The sequence below is a fragment of the Vibrio sp. CB1-5 genome (assembly GCF_059412285.1).
Genome location: NZ_JBJHPB010000008.1, coordinates 133,343 through 151,806 on the forward strand (window position 1 = coordinate 133,343; position 18,464 = coordinate 151,806).

At 43.9% G+C, this 18,464-nt stretch carries 16 protein-coding genes and 2 riboswitches; of the genes, 9 read left to right on the forward strand and 7 right to left on the reverse strand.

Annotation, left to right across the window (positions count from 1 at the left end):
* Window positions 1-14 precede the first annotated feature (14 nt).
* The 4 genes from ACJB0T_RS08465 to ACJB0T_RS08480 all read right to left on the reverse strand — a co-directional run bounded on the left by ACJB0T_RS08465 (window position 15) and on the right by ACJB0T_RS08480 (window position 5,032).
* A complete protein-coding gene (locus ACJB0T_RS08465) occupies window positions 15-1,394 on the reverse strand; it encodes a YfjI family protein (protein WP_274058796.1) in 1,380 nt (459 codons plus the stop codon).
* Window positions 1,387-2,571, reverse strand: coding sequence for a site-specific integrase (locus ACJB0T_RS08470; RefSeq protein WP_479288857.1), 1,185 nt, complete (start codon window positions 2,569-2,571; stop codon window positions 1,387-1,389). The genes ACJB0T_RS08465 and ACJB0T_RS08470 overlap by 8 nt, the downstream gene beginning before the upstream one ends.
* 884 nt (window positions 2,572-3,455) lie before the next feature.
* Window positions 3,456-4,709 carry a type II toxin-antitoxin system HipA family toxin gene (locus ACJB0T_RS08475; RefSeq protein WP_479288856.1) on the reverse strand — a complete coding sequence of 418 codons (1,254 nt, stop codon included), beginning with the start codon at window positions 4,707-4,709 and terminating at the stop codon, window positions 3,456-3,458.
* Complete coding sequence (locus tag ACJB0T_RS08480; RefSeq protein WP_353497956.1) at window positions 4,709-5,032, reverse strand: helix-turn-helix domain-containing protein; 324 nt, start codon at window positions 5,030-5,032, stop codon at window positions 4,709-4,711. Before ACJB0T_RS08480 ends, ACJB0T_RS08475 begins: the two co-directional genes overlap by 1 nt.
* 146 nt (window positions 5,033-5,178) lie before the next feature.
* On the opposite strand from ACJB0T_RS08480, the gene ACJB0T_RS08485 reads away from it, so the two are divergent.
* The 3 genes from ACJB0T_RS08485 to ACJB0T_RS08495 all read left to right on the forward strand — a co-directional run bounded on the left by ACJB0T_RS08485 (window position 5,179) and on the right by ACJB0T_RS08495 (window position 8,072).
* Complete coding sequence (locus ACJB0T_RS08485; RefSeq protein WP_479288855.1) at window positions 5,179-5,304, forward strand: hypothetical protein; 126 nt, start codon at window positions 5,179-5,181, stop codon at window positions 5,302-5,304.
* Between the two features lie 939 nt (window positions 5,305-6,243).
* Window positions 6,244-7,605 (forward strand): type II toxin-antitoxin system HipA family toxin, encoded by a 1,362-nt coding sequence (locus ACJB0T_RS08490; protein ID WP_479288854.1) that lies wholly within the window; start codon window positions 6,244-6,246, stop codon window positions 7,603-7,605.
* Entirely contained in the window at window positions 7,590-8,072 is a 483-nt protein-coding gene (locus ACJB0T_RS08495; RefSeq protein WP_479288853.1) for a helix-turn-helix transcriptional regulator, read from the forward strand. Before ACJB0T_RS08490 ends, ACJB0T_RS08495 begins: the two co-directional genes overlap by 16 nt.
* 222 nt (window positions 8,073-8,294) lie before the next feature.
* Here the strand turns inward: ACJB0T_RS08495 and ACJB0T_RS08500 are convergent, their stop codons facing one another.
* Together ACJB0T_RS08500 and ACJB0T_RS08505 are read right to left on the reverse strand one after the other, a co-directional pair.
* The gene (locus ACJB0T_RS08500; protein ID WP_479288852.1) at window positions 8,295-9,359 is read right to left on the reverse strand and encodes a threonine aldolase family protein; all 1,065 of its coding nucleotides are present in this window, start codon (window positions 9,357-9,359) and stop codon (window positions 8,295-8,297) included.
* Between the two features lie 66 nt (window positions 9,360-9,425).
* Window positions 9,426-9,935 (reverse strand): GNAT family N-acetyltransferase, encoded by a 510-nt coding sequence (locus ACJB0T_RS08505; RefSeq protein WP_479288851.1) that lies wholly within the window; start codon window positions 9,933-9,935, stop codon window positions 9,426-9,428.
* A 212-nt stretch (window positions 9,936-10,147) separates the two neighbouring features.
* A riboswitch (FMN riboswitch) is annotated at window positions 10,148-10,292 on the forward strand.
* A 219-nt stretch (window positions 10,293-10,511) separates the two neighbouring features.
* Here ACJB0T_RS08505 and ribB point away from each other — a divergent pair.
* The gene (gene ribB / locus ACJB0T_RS08510) at window positions 10,512-11,174 is read left to right on the forward strand and encodes a 3,4-dihydroxy-2-butanone-4-phosphate synthase (RefSeq protein WP_338163636.1); all 663 of its coding nucleotides are present in this window, start codon (window positions 10,512-10,514) and stop codon (window positions 11,172-11,174) included.
* Window positions 11,175-11,337: 163 nt separating this feature from the next.
* Here ribB and ACJB0T_RS08515 read toward each other — a convergent pair whose 3' ends face one another.
* Window positions 11,338-13,860, reverse strand: coding sequence for a glycosyl hydrolase family 18 protein (locus ACJB0T_RS08515; protein WP_479288850.1), 2,523 nt, complete (start codon window positions 13,858-13,860; stop codon window positions 11,338-11,340).
* A gap of 363 nt (window positions 13,861-14,223) precedes the next feature.
* Window positions 14,224-14,324: riboswitch (TPP riboswitch) on the forward strand.
* Between the two features lie 58 nt (window positions 14,325-14,382).
* Between ACJB0T_RS08515 and thiD the strand changes: the two genes are divergently transcribed.
* Genes thiD through tenA form a run of 5 tightly spaced genes read left to right on the forward strand, consistent with a single transcriptional unit; the run spans window position 14,383 to window position 18,412 of the window.
* Window positions 14,383-15,210, forward strand: coding sequence for a bifunctional hydroxymethylpyrimidine kinase/phosphomethylpyrimidine kinase (thiD, locus tag ACJB0T_RS08520; RefSeq protein ID WP_479288849.1), 828 nt, complete (start codon window positions 14,383-14,385; stop codon window positions 15,208-15,210).
* A gap of 4 nt (window positions 15,211-15,214) precedes the next feature.
* A complete protein-coding gene (locus tag ACJB0T_RS08525) occupies window positions 15,215-15,982 on the forward strand; it encodes an ABC transporter ATP-binding protein (protein ID WP_479288848.1) in 768 nt (255 codons plus the stop codon).
* Window positions 15,979-16,776, forward strand: a complete 798-nt coding sequence (locus ACJB0T_RS08530) for an ABC transporter permease (protein WP_479288847.1) — start codon at window positions 15,979-15,981, stop codon at window positions 16,774-16,776. The genes ACJB0T_RS08525 and ACJB0T_RS08530 overlap by 4 nt, the downstream gene beginning before the upstream one ends.
* 17 nt (window positions 16,777-16,793) lie before the next feature.
* Window positions 16,794-17,741 carry an ABC transporter substrate-binding protein gene (locus ACJB0T_RS08535; RefSeq protein WP_479288846.1) on the forward strand — a complete coding sequence of 316 codons (948 nt, stop codon included), beginning with the start codon at window positions 16,794-16,796 and terminating at the stop codon, window positions 17,739-17,741.
* Between the two features lie 8 nt (window positions 17,742-17,749).
* Window positions 17,750-18,412, forward strand: coding sequence for a thiaminase II (gene tenA, locus ACJB0T_RS08540; RefSeq protein WP_479288845.1), 663 nt, complete (start codon window positions 17,750-17,752; stop codon window positions 18,410-18,412).
* The last annotated feature ends 52 nt before the right edge of the window (window positions 18,413-18,464 follow it).

Below are 18,464 nucleotides of genomic sequence, written 5' to 3' on the forward strand. Positions count from 1 at the left end.
TTTAATATTAATAGCTAGCACAAACTTATTTTCAAAGAGTTTCTAGCTTCCTTCTCTACCTTAATTTTTGGGTTGGTTTTGTTTTGCAAGTATTCAATAATCTCACTAATTTCTTGAGATTTATACTTACCACTGAATGCTTTAGTGATTGGAGTTTTACGAATATAACCTTTCCCTGATGCTTGAATTTCCCTTACAATAACATCCAAAATTTTCTGCCCTTTTTCCTCTAATTCTGCATATTTAGCTCGTTTACTTTCAGTGCTATATATGTAAGTAATTGATTGGTGCCAATAGTCGATCCAAGCTAGTGCTGCCTTTAAGTGCTCTGCGTTAATAACTATACTTTTATCCATTACCGCAAAGATCATAGAATACATTGTCGCATAATGTGCAGCACGGCTGAGTAATGCTCTCTCAACGCTATTTTCTTGACCAAGAGTTCGTAACCGCTCGTAATTCTCTTCCCATAGCAATTTAAAGCAATTAGAACGTTGCATCTCCCGGTCTTCTTCTTTAACCCAATCAAGAATATCAATCAGCTCGCTTGCTAACTCTTGAATTAAGTTCTCTGAGATCGCCTCTGGTATTGGAATGCTTTTCTCTCGCTTCGCATGGTAAATTGGAAAGCGGTTTAGAAAGCCATTATATAAATCTACTGATTTAACGACTGTTAGTAACTCTTGAGGGGTAATATGCCCATAAAAAGCAACGTGTGGCTCTTCACAAGAGATTTTGTTGTACTTAGTCAACGGAGCAACCTTAGTCCCATCAAAAAAAACTCTAAAGTATGGGCTAAAATTACTATTGGGATTATTTGCCAATTTGAATATTGCAGCCATCTCCTCTTCAATGACTAAAAGCTGACTACCCGAAGACTCTTCTAACCCCTTATCTTCATTATCTGAATCCGTATCACGAATCATACTTATAAGCCCTTCAGGTGTTGATAGGCCGCCTTGAAATATAGGACAAAACAAGTCTTGGTGACTTTTACTGATTAGATTCCTGACCGCAGAAAACTGTCTTGTTGCTATACCCTTACCTTCACCTGTAGGTGCAACAATAATTGTATTGAGTCGAGCTTCTGTCTTACTTGTCCCAAAAGGAATATATACACTTCCTCGTGGTATACTCACTGAAATCCAAGCCATAATCTCGGTTGCCAACGCTGTAGGTAGTGCTTCTGTAGTTGCACATATCGTGTCAACAGCATTCTTTAGAACCCCATACATTCCTGTGTTCTCTAATTTTGGGGGCTGAATATCACTCGTTAATGCAGGTTTTACTTTATCTGTGCTAGGCTCAACTACTTTAGGAGTTTCATCAGTATTTGATAAATTCTCACTCCCTTGGTTATTTTTGTTAGATAATGACCGAATAAAATTAAACATTATAAATCCTATTGAAACTAATCTTATTATTTAATAAGTTTGAAAACTTAGACAAAACCCTCTCACCAATAGTTTTATTGGTCGTTGGATAAATCCTTTTTAATTTCTTCACTGCTTTACTTGTTCTTCTTTCTATGACTCTCTTTTTCTCCTTCAGTGAGTATTCTTTGCCATATCTTTCATAAGCTACACTATCATAGCCATGACCTGTTATTTCTGAAGCTATACATAATTTCTCTCCATTCTGCTTCATCTCATTTGTAAGGTAGTGCCTAAAAGAATGAAAATTATATTCTTCGCCATAGCCCCAGCTCTTTTTCTTTTCACTAAACCATCGTGAAACATATCGACTATAATTATTCTTCTTACACCACTTCAACTCTTTAAATAATTGACCTTCTTCAATCGAGTTTACAAAATCAATAAAACCAAGTTCTATTAACTTCCCATGAACAGGTATCTTTCGTATTGAGTTTTTATTTTTAACCTTTTGGCCATCTCCACCCGCCCTTATATATACAGCCCATAAACCACCCTCAAAAACAATATCCCTTTTGAAAAGCTGAGCGATCTCATTTTGTCTCATCCCCATCAAAACTGCTATTATTGGCACCCAATACTTGTATGATCTAGCGTTGCTCTTGGTACCAAAAATCTCATCTGAAAAGATTACCTTCAGGTCTTTCTCTGTATATGCCTTTCTTTTCAAGCTATCTTTATTAACATCAGACAAAGGTTTGAGGTTCTTAATGAGATTTCTTTTCAAATAACCATATTCAACCAACCAATCAAAATAAGTTTTCAAGTAGCCAAGTCTTTTATTAGCAGTAGAAATAGAAATTGTTTTATAGTCGCAATGATTATTATCAAAGAAGTTAGATAACCTTTTAGTCTTATCTATTGACTTGAAATTTCTAGTGTCTGGCATTTTGTATATTTTGTAATATACATCTAAGGCATCCTCTTTAGTCCACTTACTTACTTTCTTATCAATTATGGATATCATTTTACAGATCATATTCATCTGATCTTCTACGGTCTTAATTGATACATTTTTATGTTTTTTATACTTGCAGAATTCAAATAGTATTTTGAATTCTTTTAATCCGATAAAGTTCTTATACTTAGCGTATAGAGATTTGAAATCTTTTATATCTACTGAACTTGTCTCAACCATTAAACAAAACCTTATTAAACAGAGCTACTATCATCTGCTCTCTGGTTTTTAATTTAATTGCTTCTCCTCGCTTAATCAACAAGTCGAGAATTCACTATAAATAAGCTGTTGACGTCTTAGAAAAATTATGCATTTTGTAATTGCACTAATTTAAAAAAAAGTATTTTTGTTTTTCACTAATCTAAATTTGAGTATTTTTTTTGTGCACTAATCTATATAAAAGTATTTTTGCTTACTTTTTGAACGTGGTATCGCTTTTAGGAGAAGAATGTTTTTTGAAAAAGTATTGGATTTGAATCAATAATGATAAGTATCTCACATTTTCAATTAGTCAAACCGTCGATTTCTACTACCACCGTCTTGCGACGTTAGTAGTAGAAAGGCGAGTTGGTACGTTTTTGTAGCTAGTATCACTACATAAAAAATGGAAGGTGAGTAAATCATCGAACGGTTGAAATGGGAGTTGAACTGGCGTCCACATTAATCGTGTTGGATAAATGAACAAGAAACCTCAGAACAAGAAGATAAAGTCTATTGTAATCGGCGCTCTTCCTGTCTATTCTAAGGTACTAAAATCGGAAAAAACACAAACAAACAGCAATTTAAACAACTGATAATTATAGATAAATGGTAACTTTGTTCAGCCTCCCGCCAGCTCCACCAAACGTTTGGAAAGGGCGGTAACTCTCTGAGTTATCGCCCTTTTTTTTAATTTAATTCAGTGTCGTTGTTCAGTTTGGTACTAAAATAAGGTACTGAAACATGCACATTTCAAAAAGCGACATTTGGCAATTAAAACGGGCAAAACCTAGGGTTTGCCCGATAAATAACAACATACACTGTAGAACAAGGCTTCATGCTCATACTTGATGCTGTGCTGCTTTTCATAGAATCTGAAAATCCGCACTCAACTGCTTCCAATGCTGAATGAGAGCAGCCTTGTGCTCATCCAACATTGGTAGCTCGTTTAGCTGTTCCAACCATTGAGTTCTCGCCACTTCTACTACATCCAGAAGATGCGGCTTGATGGCAACCCAAGGCGCACCTACTTTTTCTGACCATAATTTAAAACTCTCCATCGTGATATCGAACCACTGCTTGGTACCCGCCATGTTGAGAGCAAGGTTATCGTGTTCGATATAGGGTGTAGTAAACACCACATCATAAAGCGGAGACAAGCGTGGAGATTGCCTATCGCTATAAATGAGCGTCCAGTTTTTCAAATGAGCATCACCGTTACCGAGCAAGATATTGATAAGCAGCCTTCTTGCCATTTGCTGAATGTCCTTCAGCCGCTCTGCACTGGTTCGATACAGCACGTTGCCGAGTTGTTCATAATTGACTCGTTGGTACTTGTCTGCCGGATAGAGGCCAAAAACCTGAGCAAAGTCTTCGGTATGAATACGACCGGAACTACTGCGATCAAACCGTTTAATACCGTAAGCGTACTGCTCATCTGGCAACCTAATACTCGGCAAGCCCTCTAGTTCACTAAGCTCAATTAATCGCACTTCAGGAATATCAGCCGCCGCCGCCGCCAATTTCATGCAGCTATACTCATTAACAGGTACACCTTTGTGGACGGTTGACGGCGTTTTGATAATCCACATGTCTTCAGATATTTCCTGATCAATATGGTAACGACCATCCACATGAGATGACGAGAACTTCATCTGTACGCCAGCTAGAGAGAACTTGGTGTTAGCATGTTTCACATCTATTTGCTGGGGCTCTGTCGACAAACGCTGCTCCAATGCCCAAACGGGTACATCGCCCGCTTTAATCGGCTTGGCAATGACTGCCCCCGGCAAGTTGGAGCCAAGATAGGCAAGAATTGAAAACTCATTGTTGATGTGGCAACGAAGCGCTTTCGCGGTCAGTTCTCTTAATACTCCCTCAGGTAATAGATTGGAAAGGACTGGAGGGATCTTATCGGTTCTAATCTGCGGCTTGTTCAAATAAGTAGGGTCAAGCATCTGCCTCAGAGTAAAAACTGGTCGGAGATTATCAGGCATTGCGGCAAAGTCAGGGTTGAAGGTCAGTATATTTTTGCCACCAGCATAATGGGCTATCACAGCAACATCGATACCATGGAGCTGAATCTTTAGACCTTCCACCTTCTCTATCTGCTTACTCATCATTTATCCTCAGAACCAAACCAAAACCCTAGATCATCTTCATCGTCGTGCAACGACTCACCTTTAGGTTCTTGACTCTGACTTTTAAAAGCATCCTCTATTGGAGCGGTATGCCCTTTGCTTTGCTTCGGCGAGATAGAAAGTTCCAAATCAAGCCCTTCCAACACTCTAAGCAAAGTCGATAACTTCACGTCACTACCCGCTTCTATGCGCTGATACTGCTGCTGCTTCATGCCGATTCGCATGTACATGTCTTTTTGCTCAATACCGAGTTTTCTGCGCTGCTCAGTGAGCACGGTTGAGATTTCTTCTAAGCTTTTCATTCTCCCCACCAGACAACCAAAGAGTTGTACCAAATTCCACTAACAACATATTAGTTGTATATAAGTCCAATAACAACTTTTAAGTTGTCACGGCATCTTTTAACAACCTAAAAGTTGTTGGTGCAATCTTACCGTGAAAGTAAGGAATGCTCAGAAAAACCATTAAGCTGACGGGAGCTCAAGACTCTCAAGCATCAGAAACAGAACACATTGATATGCCTTTGTACTACACGGAATACTTGCTTGAGCACCTGATTGGGGGCGTTGAGTGAAGGCTGGAGGTATGAGTATGTGTGCTAACGCATGTGCCAGAGGAGGTTGCCACTTACGAGAGTCACTGAAGTTCAAACGATAAAAACTTCTTAGTTCGTAAATTGCGAACCGCACTTTACGAACCATTATCAATGGTTCTGACCTGCCATCTAAGAGTTGGGTATTTCATCCACGAAAAGCGTCAATGCAGAAAGCAGCATATCAACGTTTAAACTCGGCTATCGCTAGCTATCAACCCAAACCTCACTCAACAACTAGTCACTATAGTTCTAGAGACCGTTCATCCTCTCTACACAGTCACCCTTGGCTTATGCCAAGAAACAAGCCGATAACTCCTCCGCCACCGATACCCAAAAGAACAGCAACATTCGAATGCATCATGTGCAACTGCCAATGGAAAGCTTCATTGCCAGGGCAACCTACCTGCCCCAAATGTCATAGCCATTTGTATGCTAGCGAAATCTCTTCGAGATAAAAACGCATCAAGTGTTCATTTACTTCCCCTGTTCATTTTTTATGAACAAACCTAAAAAAATGAACAGAACCTGATACTCCCTACTTTTGTTTCTCAGGCTCGAGCTCTTTAAACAACTAATGAGTAGTTAAGGTTGCATAAATGAAGAAAAACCAAAGCAATGAGTAGTACAGGTGTCATTATTGGCAAATACTTCTTCCAATCAATCACCGATGAAATTTATTTTTAGCGTGAACATTGGCCTCTGTTTACCCACAACACATATGGAAATAACTAACTCTTAATCAGCACGACGCAATACAGTATGCTCCACGCTACCATGCTAATTTGAACAACGAGCAGAGCTCCAAACTGGAAGCCTACAGAGGCTTCCCCGCCTACTAATGAGTAATATTTTATACATTAATTGATAAAATCAAGCCTTATGAGTATTATACTACTCATGAAAAGAATGGGGCCCTCAATGGAAGAGTTAAACATACAAGCTTTTATCAAAGGTGAATGGCTAGATATTGCTATCATTTCATTTCCTAAAAGTGAACAGAACAACTTCCGAGTGACTGAACTCAATTACCTCGGAGACTACGCATTAGAACATCACGAAAAAGATGACCTACACGCCGTATCAGTGAACCTGCCTGTATCTTTTTTCTTTGACGACATGGGGCGGCCTGGATGGCTAACTTTTCTTGATGACATCATGCCAAGTGGGGCAAGCAGACGCTATTGGGTCAAACACCTAGACATTGAAGATCTTTCAATTGATGAACAAGACTATGTTTTACTAAAATTTGGCACAATGTCGCCTATCGGCAACTTGCGAGTAAAAGACTCTCTACCAGAACGCTATGAAGAGTCAGATACCCTCTACTTTTCTCTAGACGATGTAAAAAACCGCGCAAGTGACTTTTTAGATTATGCTCAACAAAGAGGGGCTGCGGCTGGCGGTGCAACAGGCGCAGGAGGTGAAGCACCAAAACTAATCTTGCGTTGCTCTAAAGAAATCACAGAGCGAAGTAAGATATGGATAGATCCTTATCAAGATGATAACACCAACCAAGATCTACACTATTTAGTCAAGTATCCTAGAGGCTCAAGAAGCACTGTTGACTGCAATATTCTTCGAGCTGAGTTTCATTATTATCACGAACTCACCGCTATGGGTTTTGATACCATACCAATCCAAAATATGCGATTAGAAGAAGGATTAAACTACCCTTCTTTATGGTTACCTAGATTTGATATTCGTTTTAACGAAGAGCAACAGATTGAAAAATTCGGAATGGAGTCTGTTTACTCCATTTTGAATAAAGGATCAGGCGTTACTTTAGAACATGAAGCGACGATTAGAGCGTTAATCCAAAAAATCACCCATAGTCATATGGTGCAACATCAAGGGTATAAATTTGATGTTCAAAGCTTTGTTGTAGAGTGGGTAAAGAGAGACTTACTCAACATCCTATTTGGTAATAGCGATAACCACGGTAGAAACACCTCATTCTTAAAAGGTGATGGTTATATTAAGTTAGCCCCAATCTACGATTTTGCTCCAATGAAAGCCGATCCAGAAGGTATTCCAAGAACGACAAAATGGAAAGCCCCACTAGAAGTTGGAGGCACTTATAATTTTATCGGTATAGCAGAATCACTGTCTGACCTTGTGCCGAGTGAGTTCTTACTTAGCGAGCTTAAAGATACCGCAGAAAAGTGTCTTGAGCTTAAAGAAAGACTGATCGTTCGTGGGGTTCCAGAGCAGATCATTAAAATGCCAGCGATTGGATTAAATCATATCCCTGAAAAATTGAAAAAATGGGGGCTGTTATGAGCAATAATAACAAGTCATCCAAAGAATCTATAAATGATGTCGTTAATCGTCTCCGACATAATCGCAAACAGGTCTCTAGCCCCCACAATACAAACAGCGACGACAACGTAAAGGCTGATACTGTTAACCTTGGAGGTCGCACTTCTCAAAGGGCATCAAAAAAGACTCTACCTCCAAAAGCAGCCGAACGCAGCAGGATAGTAAATCAAATAGTGAAACAACTATTGTTTGGCGAACTAACCCAAGGTCAGGCACTAAAAGAGCTTCGGATCAATGTGCTAGGTTTAAAGCAAGATGTTTACGCAAAGCTCGTAGATGTGTCCCGAAAAACCCTCTCTGATATAGAGAATGATCGTGGTAACTACAAAACAGACATATTGAATAAAGTCTTCAAACCTTTTGGTCTAAAAGTTGGTCTAATACCGTCATCATCGAGTATGCTAAACTCATTGCTCGGCAATAACTGATCACCTATTGGTAACTAGCGGTTGCAGATAATTTTAAGATTATTTTGCTATGATAGCACCAGCCCGTAATAGCAAAAAGTTATATCGGACGCGGATTCAGTTCCTTTTGAAGTAGGATTTTCATGTAACATTCAATGTAACACCAAATTCAAACATCCGTTTTAAATTATTGAATTTTATACAAATAAGACAATCATTCAACTCCCGCCAGCCAACTAAACGCTATTCACACCCTTGCTCGATCAATTGAAGATACCGTCTTAGTTCGTCATCGGGCATGTCCAGTAACCTATCTCCCACGTACCACTCAATATAGCTTTGTTCGGCTAGCATGCCTTGTTGTGGGTTGCCTATCCATAGGCTGTGCTGTTTGGCAAGCTTATCTCGAAGCCCTGTTGCTTTAGCTTGGCTAATGGGTAGGTGGATATGCAGCATGTTCGCTTGTGGCTTGACTGGATTTGGCGTTAGAGATGGGAAATCTGCCAGTATTTGATAGACCGTTTTGGTGCGCTCGAACAATGCCGGCATTAAGGCTAGTCTTTGTTCGAATTGCATAGCTGCTGCAACGATATAAGGAGTACGATGATAGACACTGCCACCCTGACGGTGCATCCATACTGCGGCTTGATCGATAAACGCTTGATCACCGAGTAACATCGCACCGCCTAGACCGCCGATGCCTTTGTACATAGAGACATAGGCCGAATCGAAGCCCTCGCATATCTCAGCGTAATCCTTTTGATAGTAAGCAGCGGTTTCCCACAGTCGCGCACCATCCATATGTAAGTGGATATCGTTATGATCGCAGTGAGCTTTAATGCGTAATAGCTCTTCAAAGCTTGGCAACTGCCCACCGATTTCTCGCATCGGCAGTTCGTAAAGTACGGCCGCTAGAGTGTCTGGGATGTTAACTAAATCCTCCAGCACCCAAGGTTGAAACGGTTTGCCAACGGGAAGCAAATTAAAACGCTGCTGCAACTGATAGCCTTGGTTTTCATGCAATTGGATATGACTTGAAGGATGCATAGCAACCTTATTGTTGCGCTTCATTTCACAAGCGATCTGCAATGCCGTTGGCTGGGTCATGGTACCCGTAATAACAAACAATCCCGCTTCAAAGCCAAGTCGCTTTGCCAACTTCTGCTCAAAACTCTGTATTAACTCCCCTTCCCCATAACGGTCATGCGTGACTTGGTGCTGTTCACACCATGCAGACATTTGAGCAAACGTCTCGGCTGGAGAGTATTCTTTATTTCCTGGCAACGAAATCTTGCATTGTTGTTGCATCGTCTATCCCTATCTAGCACTGAGTTCGATTAGGGTAACACTGGTCTATCACTCATTAACAGCGAATCAATAGCAGCGCTCTAAACGGATGACGCTCATCTGAGTGGGGTCATCAGATTCACTGTTCACTTTGTGGAGACCAAGTCGCTCACAAACAGCAATCGCCGCTTTATTGCCAGCACGGGTCTCGGCAAAAATACAGTTTGCCCCCATCTGCTCACGGCCAAAAGCGATAAGCGTCGACATCGCTTCCACTGCGAGACCTCGTCCTTGTCTATCTACCGCCAGACCAAATCCGATCGAGGCTTGGTCGTTAGGCTCTAAACGAAATGCGACAGTACCAATAACTTGATGGCTCTCTTTGCCTTCAATCACCAATTGAAACTTAGTGCGGGGAATTTGATTTGCCTGCTCAACAAACATTTCCAATAAGTGCGCATTGAACTCTGGGGAACATTCTTCTTTTGGATAGAAGGTCTGGTACTTGGGGTGCGAGGTAATTTGTAGCCACGATTCAATATCACCAAGTTCGAAATCTCTTAAGATAAGTCGTTCAGTTTCTAGATGGAGCGCCATTGTATTCTCTTGCTTGATGGGACGAACTGCGTCTTTATAGGAGTGTTTGAGAATAGTAGCTCACAATCCGTTATGCGAATGTGTTTTATCCTTCTGCTCTGTGACGCAAACCTAAAGTTTTTGTTAGCAAAGGTTAGAGCTAAGAATTAGGCCACATTATGGTTTTCAACTGACTGAATTATCGTTACCATTCAGAAGTCGAAATGACATTCATCTATTCTCAGGGCGGGGCGAAATTCCCCACCGGCGGTAAATCATCATGATAAGCCCGCGAGCGCCTGATACAGAGTATCAGGGTCAGCAGATCTGGTGTGAATCCAGAGCCGACGGTTATAGTCCGGATGGGAGAGGATAAGACTATCGAGTCACCCTATCAGTTATTGATCGGGTGGATAGGCTATTTGCGCTTAAACTCGATTTTTAGCGTTATGACTGCCATTGAGGGACACTTGTCCTTTCGATGCTTTAACGGTCGTATCGCTTAGCTCTATCTTTGGATAAACCACGTCAATAATGATGTTGGTGCATCCCCATATCTATGCCCTGATTCTGGTACTTAAATTTAGGAGTATTACCATGAATCAGAACCAAACTTCACTTCTTGCCGACTTTGGCACGCCCTTAGAGCGTGTTGAGCTTGCTCTACAAGCGCTTCGCGAAGGCCGTGGCGTATTGCTACTCGATGACGAAGATCGTGAAAACGAAGGCGATATTATCTATTCCGTTGATCATCTCACTAACCAACAGATGGCACTGATGATCCGTGAGTGTAGCGGTATTGTTTGCCTATGCGTGACTGATGAGCAAGCCAAACAGCTCGACCTGCCACCTATGGTTGAAAACAACAACAGCGCCAACCAAACTGCTTTTACTGTCTCTATTGAGGCTAAAGTAGGCGTGACAACTGGCGTATCTGCAGCCGATCGCGTCACAACCATCAAAACCGCTTGCCAGCCTGGCGCCCGTCCAGAAGATCTGGCGCGTCCAGGCCACGTTTTCCCGCTTCGTGCCAAGCAAGGCGGTGTACTGACTCGTCGTGGTCACACTGAAGGCACTATCGATCTGATGCAAATGGCGGGACTATCTCCATTTGGCGTTCTGTGTGAAGTGACCAATCCAGATGGCACTATGGCCAAGGCGCCAGAAATCGTCGCTTTTGGCAAGCTTCACAATATGCCCGTACTAACGATAGAAGACATGGTTCAATATCGCCTAGCAGCAAGTGAAAAGTCAGCATAGCCACGTAGACTAAAAATAGCTACGCAGACCTAAATAGAAACAGCCGCTCATTACTGAGCGGCTGTTTTACTATGGCGCCATCACAACTCGCTAGGTGCAGTGGAGAGGTGTCATGCAACCCAGTACACCGTCTTGCGAGCTATGATGACTTAATAGTATCGAGTTACTGACATGAACCTAGATCTTTCCACACGCCCCATTCACCGGATTTGCTTGGCTCATCACCTTGCGTCCACCACTTAGCAGAATACACGTGACCTTGGTACGTTACCTCTTGTCCACCAGTGTAAACAGCAGTTGGATCCCAAGGAGCTGCGCATGTTGCACCGCCAGTGTCAGCTTTAACCGTCACAGTTTGTGACTGACTTGATGTAAGAGAGCCGTCACTCACAGCAACGGTTAACACATAGTCGGTATCGACATTAACACTTGGAGCCGTAAAGCTCACTTGTGCACCATTAGTGACTACAGCCAGTCCGGCTGGCGTCTCCCAAATAAATGTTAGTGGGTCATTTTCTTTGTCAGTTGAACCAGATGCATCCAGTATCACAACGTCGTTGGCATTCGCCATTGTAGGGCCAGCAATGGCCGCCACTGGTGCAGTGTTCACTGGTGTAGTGCTTGTGGGATTAACCGTTAGCGTTACTGTGGCACTGTCTGTGGCACCTTCGTTATCGGTCACTGTCAGTGTAAAGCTGTATTGCTCACTCACTGTCACTTCTGCCACATCCACACTTAACTGAGCGGTATTCGCGCCAGTCACGACGAGAGACTGACCCGCAGGTTGTGACCAAGCGTAGCTGACAATCGAACCATCGCTATAACGAGAGCCAGAACCATCCAGAATAGCAGTAGCAGGCCCCACTACGGTTTGATTACCGCCAGCATTCGCAGTCGGTGCACGGTTAACTGGTGTGCCCCCCGCTAGACCTTCGTGCATCGCATTAAGGATATCGCCGTTGTCGGCATCGATTTCCCACGAGAACAAACCTGCAAAGCCATTTGCACGTACGTACTGACCTTTGGCAATCACAGAGCGAGGATCGTCAAATGTAATCAATTCACCCGAAGAAGGGTTCCAAACATAAGGCGCCTCAGCAAGCTCGTCATAACCGTATTCATAACCATTAATGCCAGTATTGCTAGGACCAATCATGAATTTTTTCAGACCTTTGTAGTCGATAACGCCATCTTCCCACACGCCCTGAGCTGTTGAACCTTTCAATTTACCGGTTGCAATACCTGTCATTGGATCGGTTGGGTCAGTCAAAGTATCAGGTGTGACACCTTCCCAGCCGCGACCATACATGGCTGCGCCGACGACCAGTTTGTTCGCTGGTACGCCTTTCGCTAGCAGTAATTGGATTCCGTTGTCGGTTGTGTACGCTGGGCCTTTGTAAGGGACACCATCCGCATCAACGCCATTACCAGAACACTGACCAGGGCGCATAAAGTTACCGCAATAAAGCGCCGCTTGGTGACCAGGTACGTTGTTCCAGCCACCGTAGAAGTCGTAGGTCATCGCGAATATGTAGTCCATATGAGGGACTGCATCGACATAGTTTACGTCTTCAATTTTGTCATAGCCCACACCCACTGCCGATGTTAGTTCATAAGTACGGCCAGTTTCCGCTGACAATTCGTCAAGCATCATACGCAGCTCTTGCATTAAGGCTGCGTAGGCATCGCCATCACGCAATGGATCGCCAAGATTAGGCGCCGCACCTTGTCCACCAGGATATTCCCAGTCGATATCCACGCCATCATAGAACTTCCAAGTTTGTAGGAAGCGCTTTACAGACGCGACGAAGACGTCACGATTGGCTTTATCTGTAAAACTGTAGAAAGGATCTGAAAGTGTCCAGCCTCCAATAGAAGGAAGAATTTTTAAGTCCGGGTTACGCTGTTTAAGCGCCATCATCATGGCATAGTTCCCCTTAATTGGAGAACTGTACTCGTGCCCCGCTTGCGGGAAGCTTTTTTGATATGCAGCCCATGGGTCATGAATCACGACTTCGTAGTCAGGCATTCCCTGACAAGCGGTTTTTAGGGCATTAAAGCTATTACCACCAACAAATTTCACCGATTCATTTGGTCCACAGATTGGAATGAAACCATAAATAATATGCGTAAGATTATCGACGGGGATATTGTCTACTGTAAATTTACGCCCATAGATGCCCCACTCGACAAAGTAAGTGCCGACAACCGTATTTGGATCGGTATTAAACGTTTTGTTGTTTGGATCCACATTCATTGTCAGTGGCGGTAGATGTGCCCCGTCAGTATCGGCAACAATCAGCTCAGCAGGGGCACTGCGTGAACAGCCTGTCGCATCACATGCTTCAATCTCTACTTGATAGCGACCACCCTGTGCATAGTTAAACTTCGCCAGTGTTTGACTGCCTGAGATTGGACCGGTAGCCACTTTAACTCCGTCGAAATAAATATTATATGTATCGCCAGTTGTTCCACTCCATTGGTTGAACTGGATGATAATGTCTGCGGCATCTTTGTACTGCACCATCTGGTTATAACCAGAGGTGGTTTCCATCGCGAGTTGAATTTTTGAAAACTGGAGGTTGTTTGAGCCATAGACGTCGATAGACGGTGCCGCTGGAGCAGCAACAGCGCCTTGACTTACTGCCAACGTAACAGCAGATAAGCCTAATAATAATTTTTTCATTGTCATTCTCTTTCCTTGAAAGACGAAAAGTATCTCTGCTCACACACGTTAACAAAGTGTGAACATCGGTAATTATTAATAGGCTGGTGCGTTTATTTTTTGCGCAAAAATAAAATTCACTTCGAGTCACCACTCAAAATTAACTTACTTGTCTCACACAGTTTCATTCAGTATCCAACCCTGTACCCAGAACTTTCCTCTCAATTCAATCTCAACATAAGTGATTAACACTAAAGGATTTGGTAAAAGCATTCAGGCAGGCGCACGCATTCACCCAAGGAATAAAAGTTGCTCTGAGACACAAACAATGTGTTGTTATTCGTTAAAACTGGAAAAATCGCCGCGCTTATATGACAATGACATCCTTATTAGTCGGGGGGCATTTTTGCTGAGATCACCACATGGTGAGACCCGTTGAACCTGATTCAGTTAGTACTGGCGTAGGGAACTATAGAAAGCAAAGATGCTGTAATCAGCGTCTTTCAAATCGCTATGGATCTCTTTCGCAAGTAAGGAGCATTTATGGCGACAACATCTCAAAACACTCCAATTGTCTTAACCATCGCAGGTTCCGATTCTGGCGGCGGCGCAGGCATTCAAGCAGACATCAAAGCTATTTCAGCGACGGGCGCTTACGCTTGCTCTGTTATTACCGCACTGACGGCACAAAATACACAAGGCGTGACTGGTATTTTAGGTATCGTTCCCGAATTCGTAAAAGCACAGCTTGACGCCGTATTCACCGATCTCAATGTTGTCGCAGTCAAAATCGGCATGCTTGCTGATGCCAAAATCATCGGTGCTGTGGCAGAAAAACTTCGCGAATACCAGCCAAAGTATGTGGTTTTAGACCCGGTGATGGTCGCCACCAGCGGCGATTTGCTACTCGAGAACTCGGCTATTAATGCACTAAAGTCGGAGCTACTGCCACTGGCGACTGTTATCACGCCTAACCTTCCAGAAGGTGCTGCTCTGTTAGGTACCAACGTTCCACAGTCTCAGCAACAGATGGAAGCGTTGATAGATTCCTTGCGTAGCCTAGAGACAACCGCCATTTTGCTTAAGGGTGGGCATTTAGAATCCGAGCAAAGCAGCAACGATCTACTTATCACGGCGGAAAATGTTGAGCATTTCGAGACCAAGCGAATTGCTACTAAAAATACCCACGGTACTGGCTGTACATTAAGCTCGGCCATTGCGTCCTTCCTTGCTCAAGGTCATGGGCTGAGCGAAGCGGTTGAACATGGCAAGGACTATATTACTCAGGCGATAGCGCACGCCGATGAACTCGACATTGGTAAAGGTCACGGCCCGGTACACCACTTTTACGCGCTCAATAAAGACGCTTAAAGCGATGACACCTATTCGCATACAAGGTGCGACCCTGACTTATCTAGGAGATGAGGCGCCGATATTTGCTGAACTCAACGTTGAGTTTAGTGCAGGCACTTGGACCGCGATACTCGGTCCAAGTGGCTGCGGAAAGTCGACGCTATTACGCTATTTAGCAGGACTACTTAGCGATAAAGTCGACTTTCGTGCTGTAGGGTTTACACCAAATCTGACCGAGCTCTCTCGGCAAATCGTCTATATGGCGCAGCAAGATCTTCTGCTGCCTTGGCTCAGCGTTATCGACAATGTGTGCCTCGCTTCTAGGCTCAATGGTAACAAAGTCGATGACCCCACTCGCCAAAAAGCGCTTTCACTACTTGAGCAAGTGGGTCTAGTCGAGAAAGCAGCAGCAAGACCTGCGGAGCTGTCCGGCGGTCAGCGACAACGTGTTGCACTAGCTCGCACATTAATGCAAGACAAACCCGTAGTATTGATGGATGAGCCATTCTCAGCCCTTGATGCAGTCACACGTCATAAGTTGCAGGAGCTTGCTGCGGCTTTACTCAAAGACAAAACCGTATTGCTTATTACCCACGACCCTCAAGAAGCGCTGCGATTGGGAGAGCAAATCTTGGTGATGAACGGCACTCCAGCCAGGCTGCATAGCATCGCGCCTCCCAAGCAAGTAATCCCTCGCTGTATCGATGGTGAGTTTGCCAAGATTCAGCAATCCATTCTCGAGCACCTAGCAGGTTCGCATATTGAATCAGCATCGGGAGGCTTACAATGACGCCACTCGCTGATATCGCCAACCGGAGCCAAAAGCAGGCGTCAAATCAGGGATTAAGTGCCATGATGCGAGTGCTTATAAGCTTGGTGATCATCTTGGCTCTCTGGAAGGGCATCGTCGTTATTTTCGAGATGCCAAGTTTCATCTTACCGGCTCCAGAAGCTGTTTTTGTAAAGCTTATAGAACGACATGATGTCTTGCTCAAACATACTTGGGTGACTAGCCAAGAAATCTTATTGGGGCTGCTACTGGGTGTCTCGATGGGGCTATTCTTTGCCCTTCAAATGCTGCTGTTCCAGCCAGTAAAACGCTGGCTGCTACCGATCTTAATTACCAGCCAAGCCATCCCAGTATTCGCGTTGGCACCTATTTTGATGCTGTGGTTAGGTTATGGTATCGCTTCTAAGGTTGTCATGGCGGCGCTGATTATTTTCTTTCCGGTCACGACCTGTTGTTACGACGGGTTACGAAATACTCCAATGGGTTACCTCGATCTCTCGCAGACGATGGGCGCCAACCGTTGGCGTCAGCTTTGGCATATCCGCCTCCCCGCTTCTCTGCCAGTGCTTGCATCGGGTATTCGCGTTGCGGTTGTAGTTGCACCGATTGGCGCGGTAGCAGGTGAATGGGTCGGCTCGAGCAAAGGGCTTGGCTATCTCATGCTACAAAGCAATGCTCGCATGCTCATTGATGAAATGTTTGCTGCGCTGTTTATTTTGGCGGCGGTCTCCGTCTCTCTTTACTTCATTACCGACTGGGCGCTAAAGCGTCTGATCCCTTGGGAAAATAACTAAAGTCAAAAGGAAAACACATGACATTCACCTCTAAGAAGGCTTTGGCTGCTCTGCTCACTGCCATAACCACATTCGCGGCCAACGCAGCCGATAAATCTATCACGCTGATGCTTGACTGGTTCGTCAACCCAAACCATGGCCCGATTGTAATTGCGAAAGAGCGCGGCTACTTTGAAGAGCAAGGCCTTAAAGTCAACATTCAAGAGCCGGCGGATCCGAGTACGCCAGCAAAATTGGTTGCTGCTGGCAAAGTGGACATGGCGGTATCTTACCAGACCAGTCTAACCATTGATGTTGCTGCCGGGCTGCCACTTATTCGTAGCGCAACGCTTATCGCTACCCCGCTCAATACTATGATGGTGTTAGACAATGGCAAAATTAACTCTCTCGCCGATCTCAAAGGCAAAAAAATAGGCATTGCTATCGCTGGCAATGAAGAAGCAACCATTGGCACTATGCTAAAAACTGAGGGTGTTGAGTACAAAGATGTTCAGATCATCAATGTAGGCTGGGCACTGTCATCGTCATTGGCATCCGGCAAAGTAGATGCGATTTGGGGCGGTCTACGAAACTTCGAAACTAACCAGCTAGAGCTGGAAGGCTTCAAACCAAAAGCGTTTTTCCCAGAAGAACATGGGGTTCCAACCTATGAAGAGTTGGTATTTGTAGCGAATGCAAACAGCTATGACAAACAAGCGATTGCCAAATTTAACCGCGCGATTGAAAAAGCCACAACTTACATCGTCAATCACCCTCAAGAGTCTTGGAAAGAATTTGTCGCTTACGCGCCAGCCACACTGAACAACGAATTGAACAAACGAGCATGGCGCGACACTCTAACGCGATTTGCACTGCGTCCATCGGCTGTTGATACTGCCAAGTACGATGCGTTCACGGAGTTTATGTACCAACACAAGATCATCTCTAACAAGCCGACTGCCCAAACGATGGTACCGGTACTTTAGGAGCGACTATGAACCACCAAGATCTTATCAATGCCTGCCGTGCAGAATGGCTTGGCTATACCGAGCATGAATTTGTGCAGCAACTGGCTAAAGGTCAACTTGAGCAGAAAGCCTACCTGCACTACCTCAAGCAAGACTTTCTATTTCTCAAGCAATATGCCAGAGCCTATGCGCTGGCTATCTATAAAGCGAAAACACTGACGCAAATGCGAGAAGCTGTACCGAGCGTGGCGGCGCTTCTTGAGTCTGAAATTGGTCATCACGTCTCCTATTGCAGTCAATGGGGCATCACCGAAGCGGATATGGAAGCAGAAACTGAAGACTTTGGTACCGTAGCTTATACCCGCTATGTACTCGATGCAGGCATGACAGGTGAGCTTGTCGATCTTTACGCGGCACTCGCCCCTTGTGCGATTGGTTATGCTGTCATCGGTAAAGCGCTGATTGAGTCGCCAACAACGGTATTGGAAGGCAACCCCTATCGTAGTTGGATTGAGCTTTACGCTGGTGAAGATTTTCAATCCGGGGTTCAGGTGAGTATTGAACGTTTAGACAAACTACTCAAAGAGATTGAGTTCGATAGCCAAAGAGGCCAAGAACTCATACAAGTGTTTAAAACGGCCACAAGAATGGAAATTGCCTTCTGGCAGCAAGGTCTTGATACAAAATAAACCCTCAATGCCGACCCTATAGTCGGCATTTTTTCATCTCTCTACTGGTCAC

What these genes read in the sequence shown, in the direction of transcription:
- ACJB0T_RS08500 (WP_479288852.1), bottom strand. Translation starts at nt 9,359, where the DNA reads ATGCAACAACAATGCAAGATTTCGTTGCCAGGAAATAAAGAATACTCT.
- ribB (WP_338163636.1), top strand. Translation starts at nt 10,512, where the DNA reads ATGAATCAGAACCAAACTTCACTTCTTGCCGACTTTGGCACGCCCTTA.
- ACJB0T_RS08525 (WP_479288848.1), top strand. Translation starts at nt 15,215, where the DNA reads ATGACACCTATTCGCATACAAGGTGCGACCCTGACTTATCTAGGAGAT.
- ACJB0T_RS08505 (WP_479288851.1), bottom strand. Translation starts at nt 9,935, where the DNA reads ATGGCGCTCCATCTAGAAACTGAACGACTTATCTTAAGAGATTTCGAA.
- ACJB0T_RS08490 (WP_479288854.1), top strand. Translation starts at nt 6,244, where the DNA reads ATGGAAGAGTTAAACATACAAGCTTTTATCAAAGGTGAATGGCTAGAT.
- ACJB0T_RS08480 (WP_353497956.1), bottom strand. Translation starts at nt 5,032, where the DNA reads ATGAAAAGCTTAGAAGAAATCTCAACCGTGCTCACTGAGCAGCGCAGA.
- ACJB0T_RS08535 (WP_479288846.1), top strand. Translation starts at nt 16,794, where the DNA reads ATGACATTCACCTCTAAGAAGGCTTTGGCTGCTCTGCTCACTGCCATA.
- ACJB0T_RS08465 (WP_274058796.1), bottom strand. Translation starts at nt 1,394, where the DNA reads ATGTTTAATTTTATTCGGTCATTATCTAACAAAAATAACCAAGGGAGT.
- tenA (WP_479288845.1), top strand. Translation starts at nt 17,750, where the DNA reads ATGAACCACCAAGATCTTATCAATGCCTGCCGTGCAGAATGGCTTGGC.
- ACJB0T_RS08485 (WP_479288855.1), top strand. Translation starts at nt 5,179, where the DNA reads ATGCTCAGAAAAACCATTAAGCTGACGGGAGCTCAAGACTCTCAAGCA.
- ACJB0T_RS08515 (WP_479288850.1), bottom strand. Translation starts at nt 13,860, where the DNA reads ATGAAAAAATTATTATTAGGCTTATCTGCTGTTACGTTGGCAGTAAGT.
- ACJB0T_RS08475 (WP_479288856.1), bottom strand. Translation starts at nt 4,709, where the DNA reads ATGAGTAAGCAGATAGAGAAGGTGGAAGGTCTAAAGATTCAGCTCCAT.
- thiD (WP_479288849.1), top strand. Translation starts at nt 14,383, where the DNA reads ATGGCGACAACATCTCAAAACACTCCAATTGTCTTAACCATCGCAGGT.
- ACJB0T_RS08495 (WP_479288853.1), top strand. Translation starts at nt 7,590, where the DNA reads ATGGGGGCTGTTATGAGCAATAATAACAAGTCATCCAAAGAATCTATA.
- ACJB0T_RS08530 (WP_479288847.1), top strand. Translation starts at nt 15,979, where the DNA reads ATGACGCCACTCGCTGATATCGCCAACCGGAGCCAAAAGCAGGCGTCA.
- ACJB0T_RS08470 (WP_479288857.1), bottom strand. Translation starts at nt 2,571, where the DNA reads ATGGTTGAGACAAGTTCAGTAGATATAAAAGATTTCAAATCTCTATAC.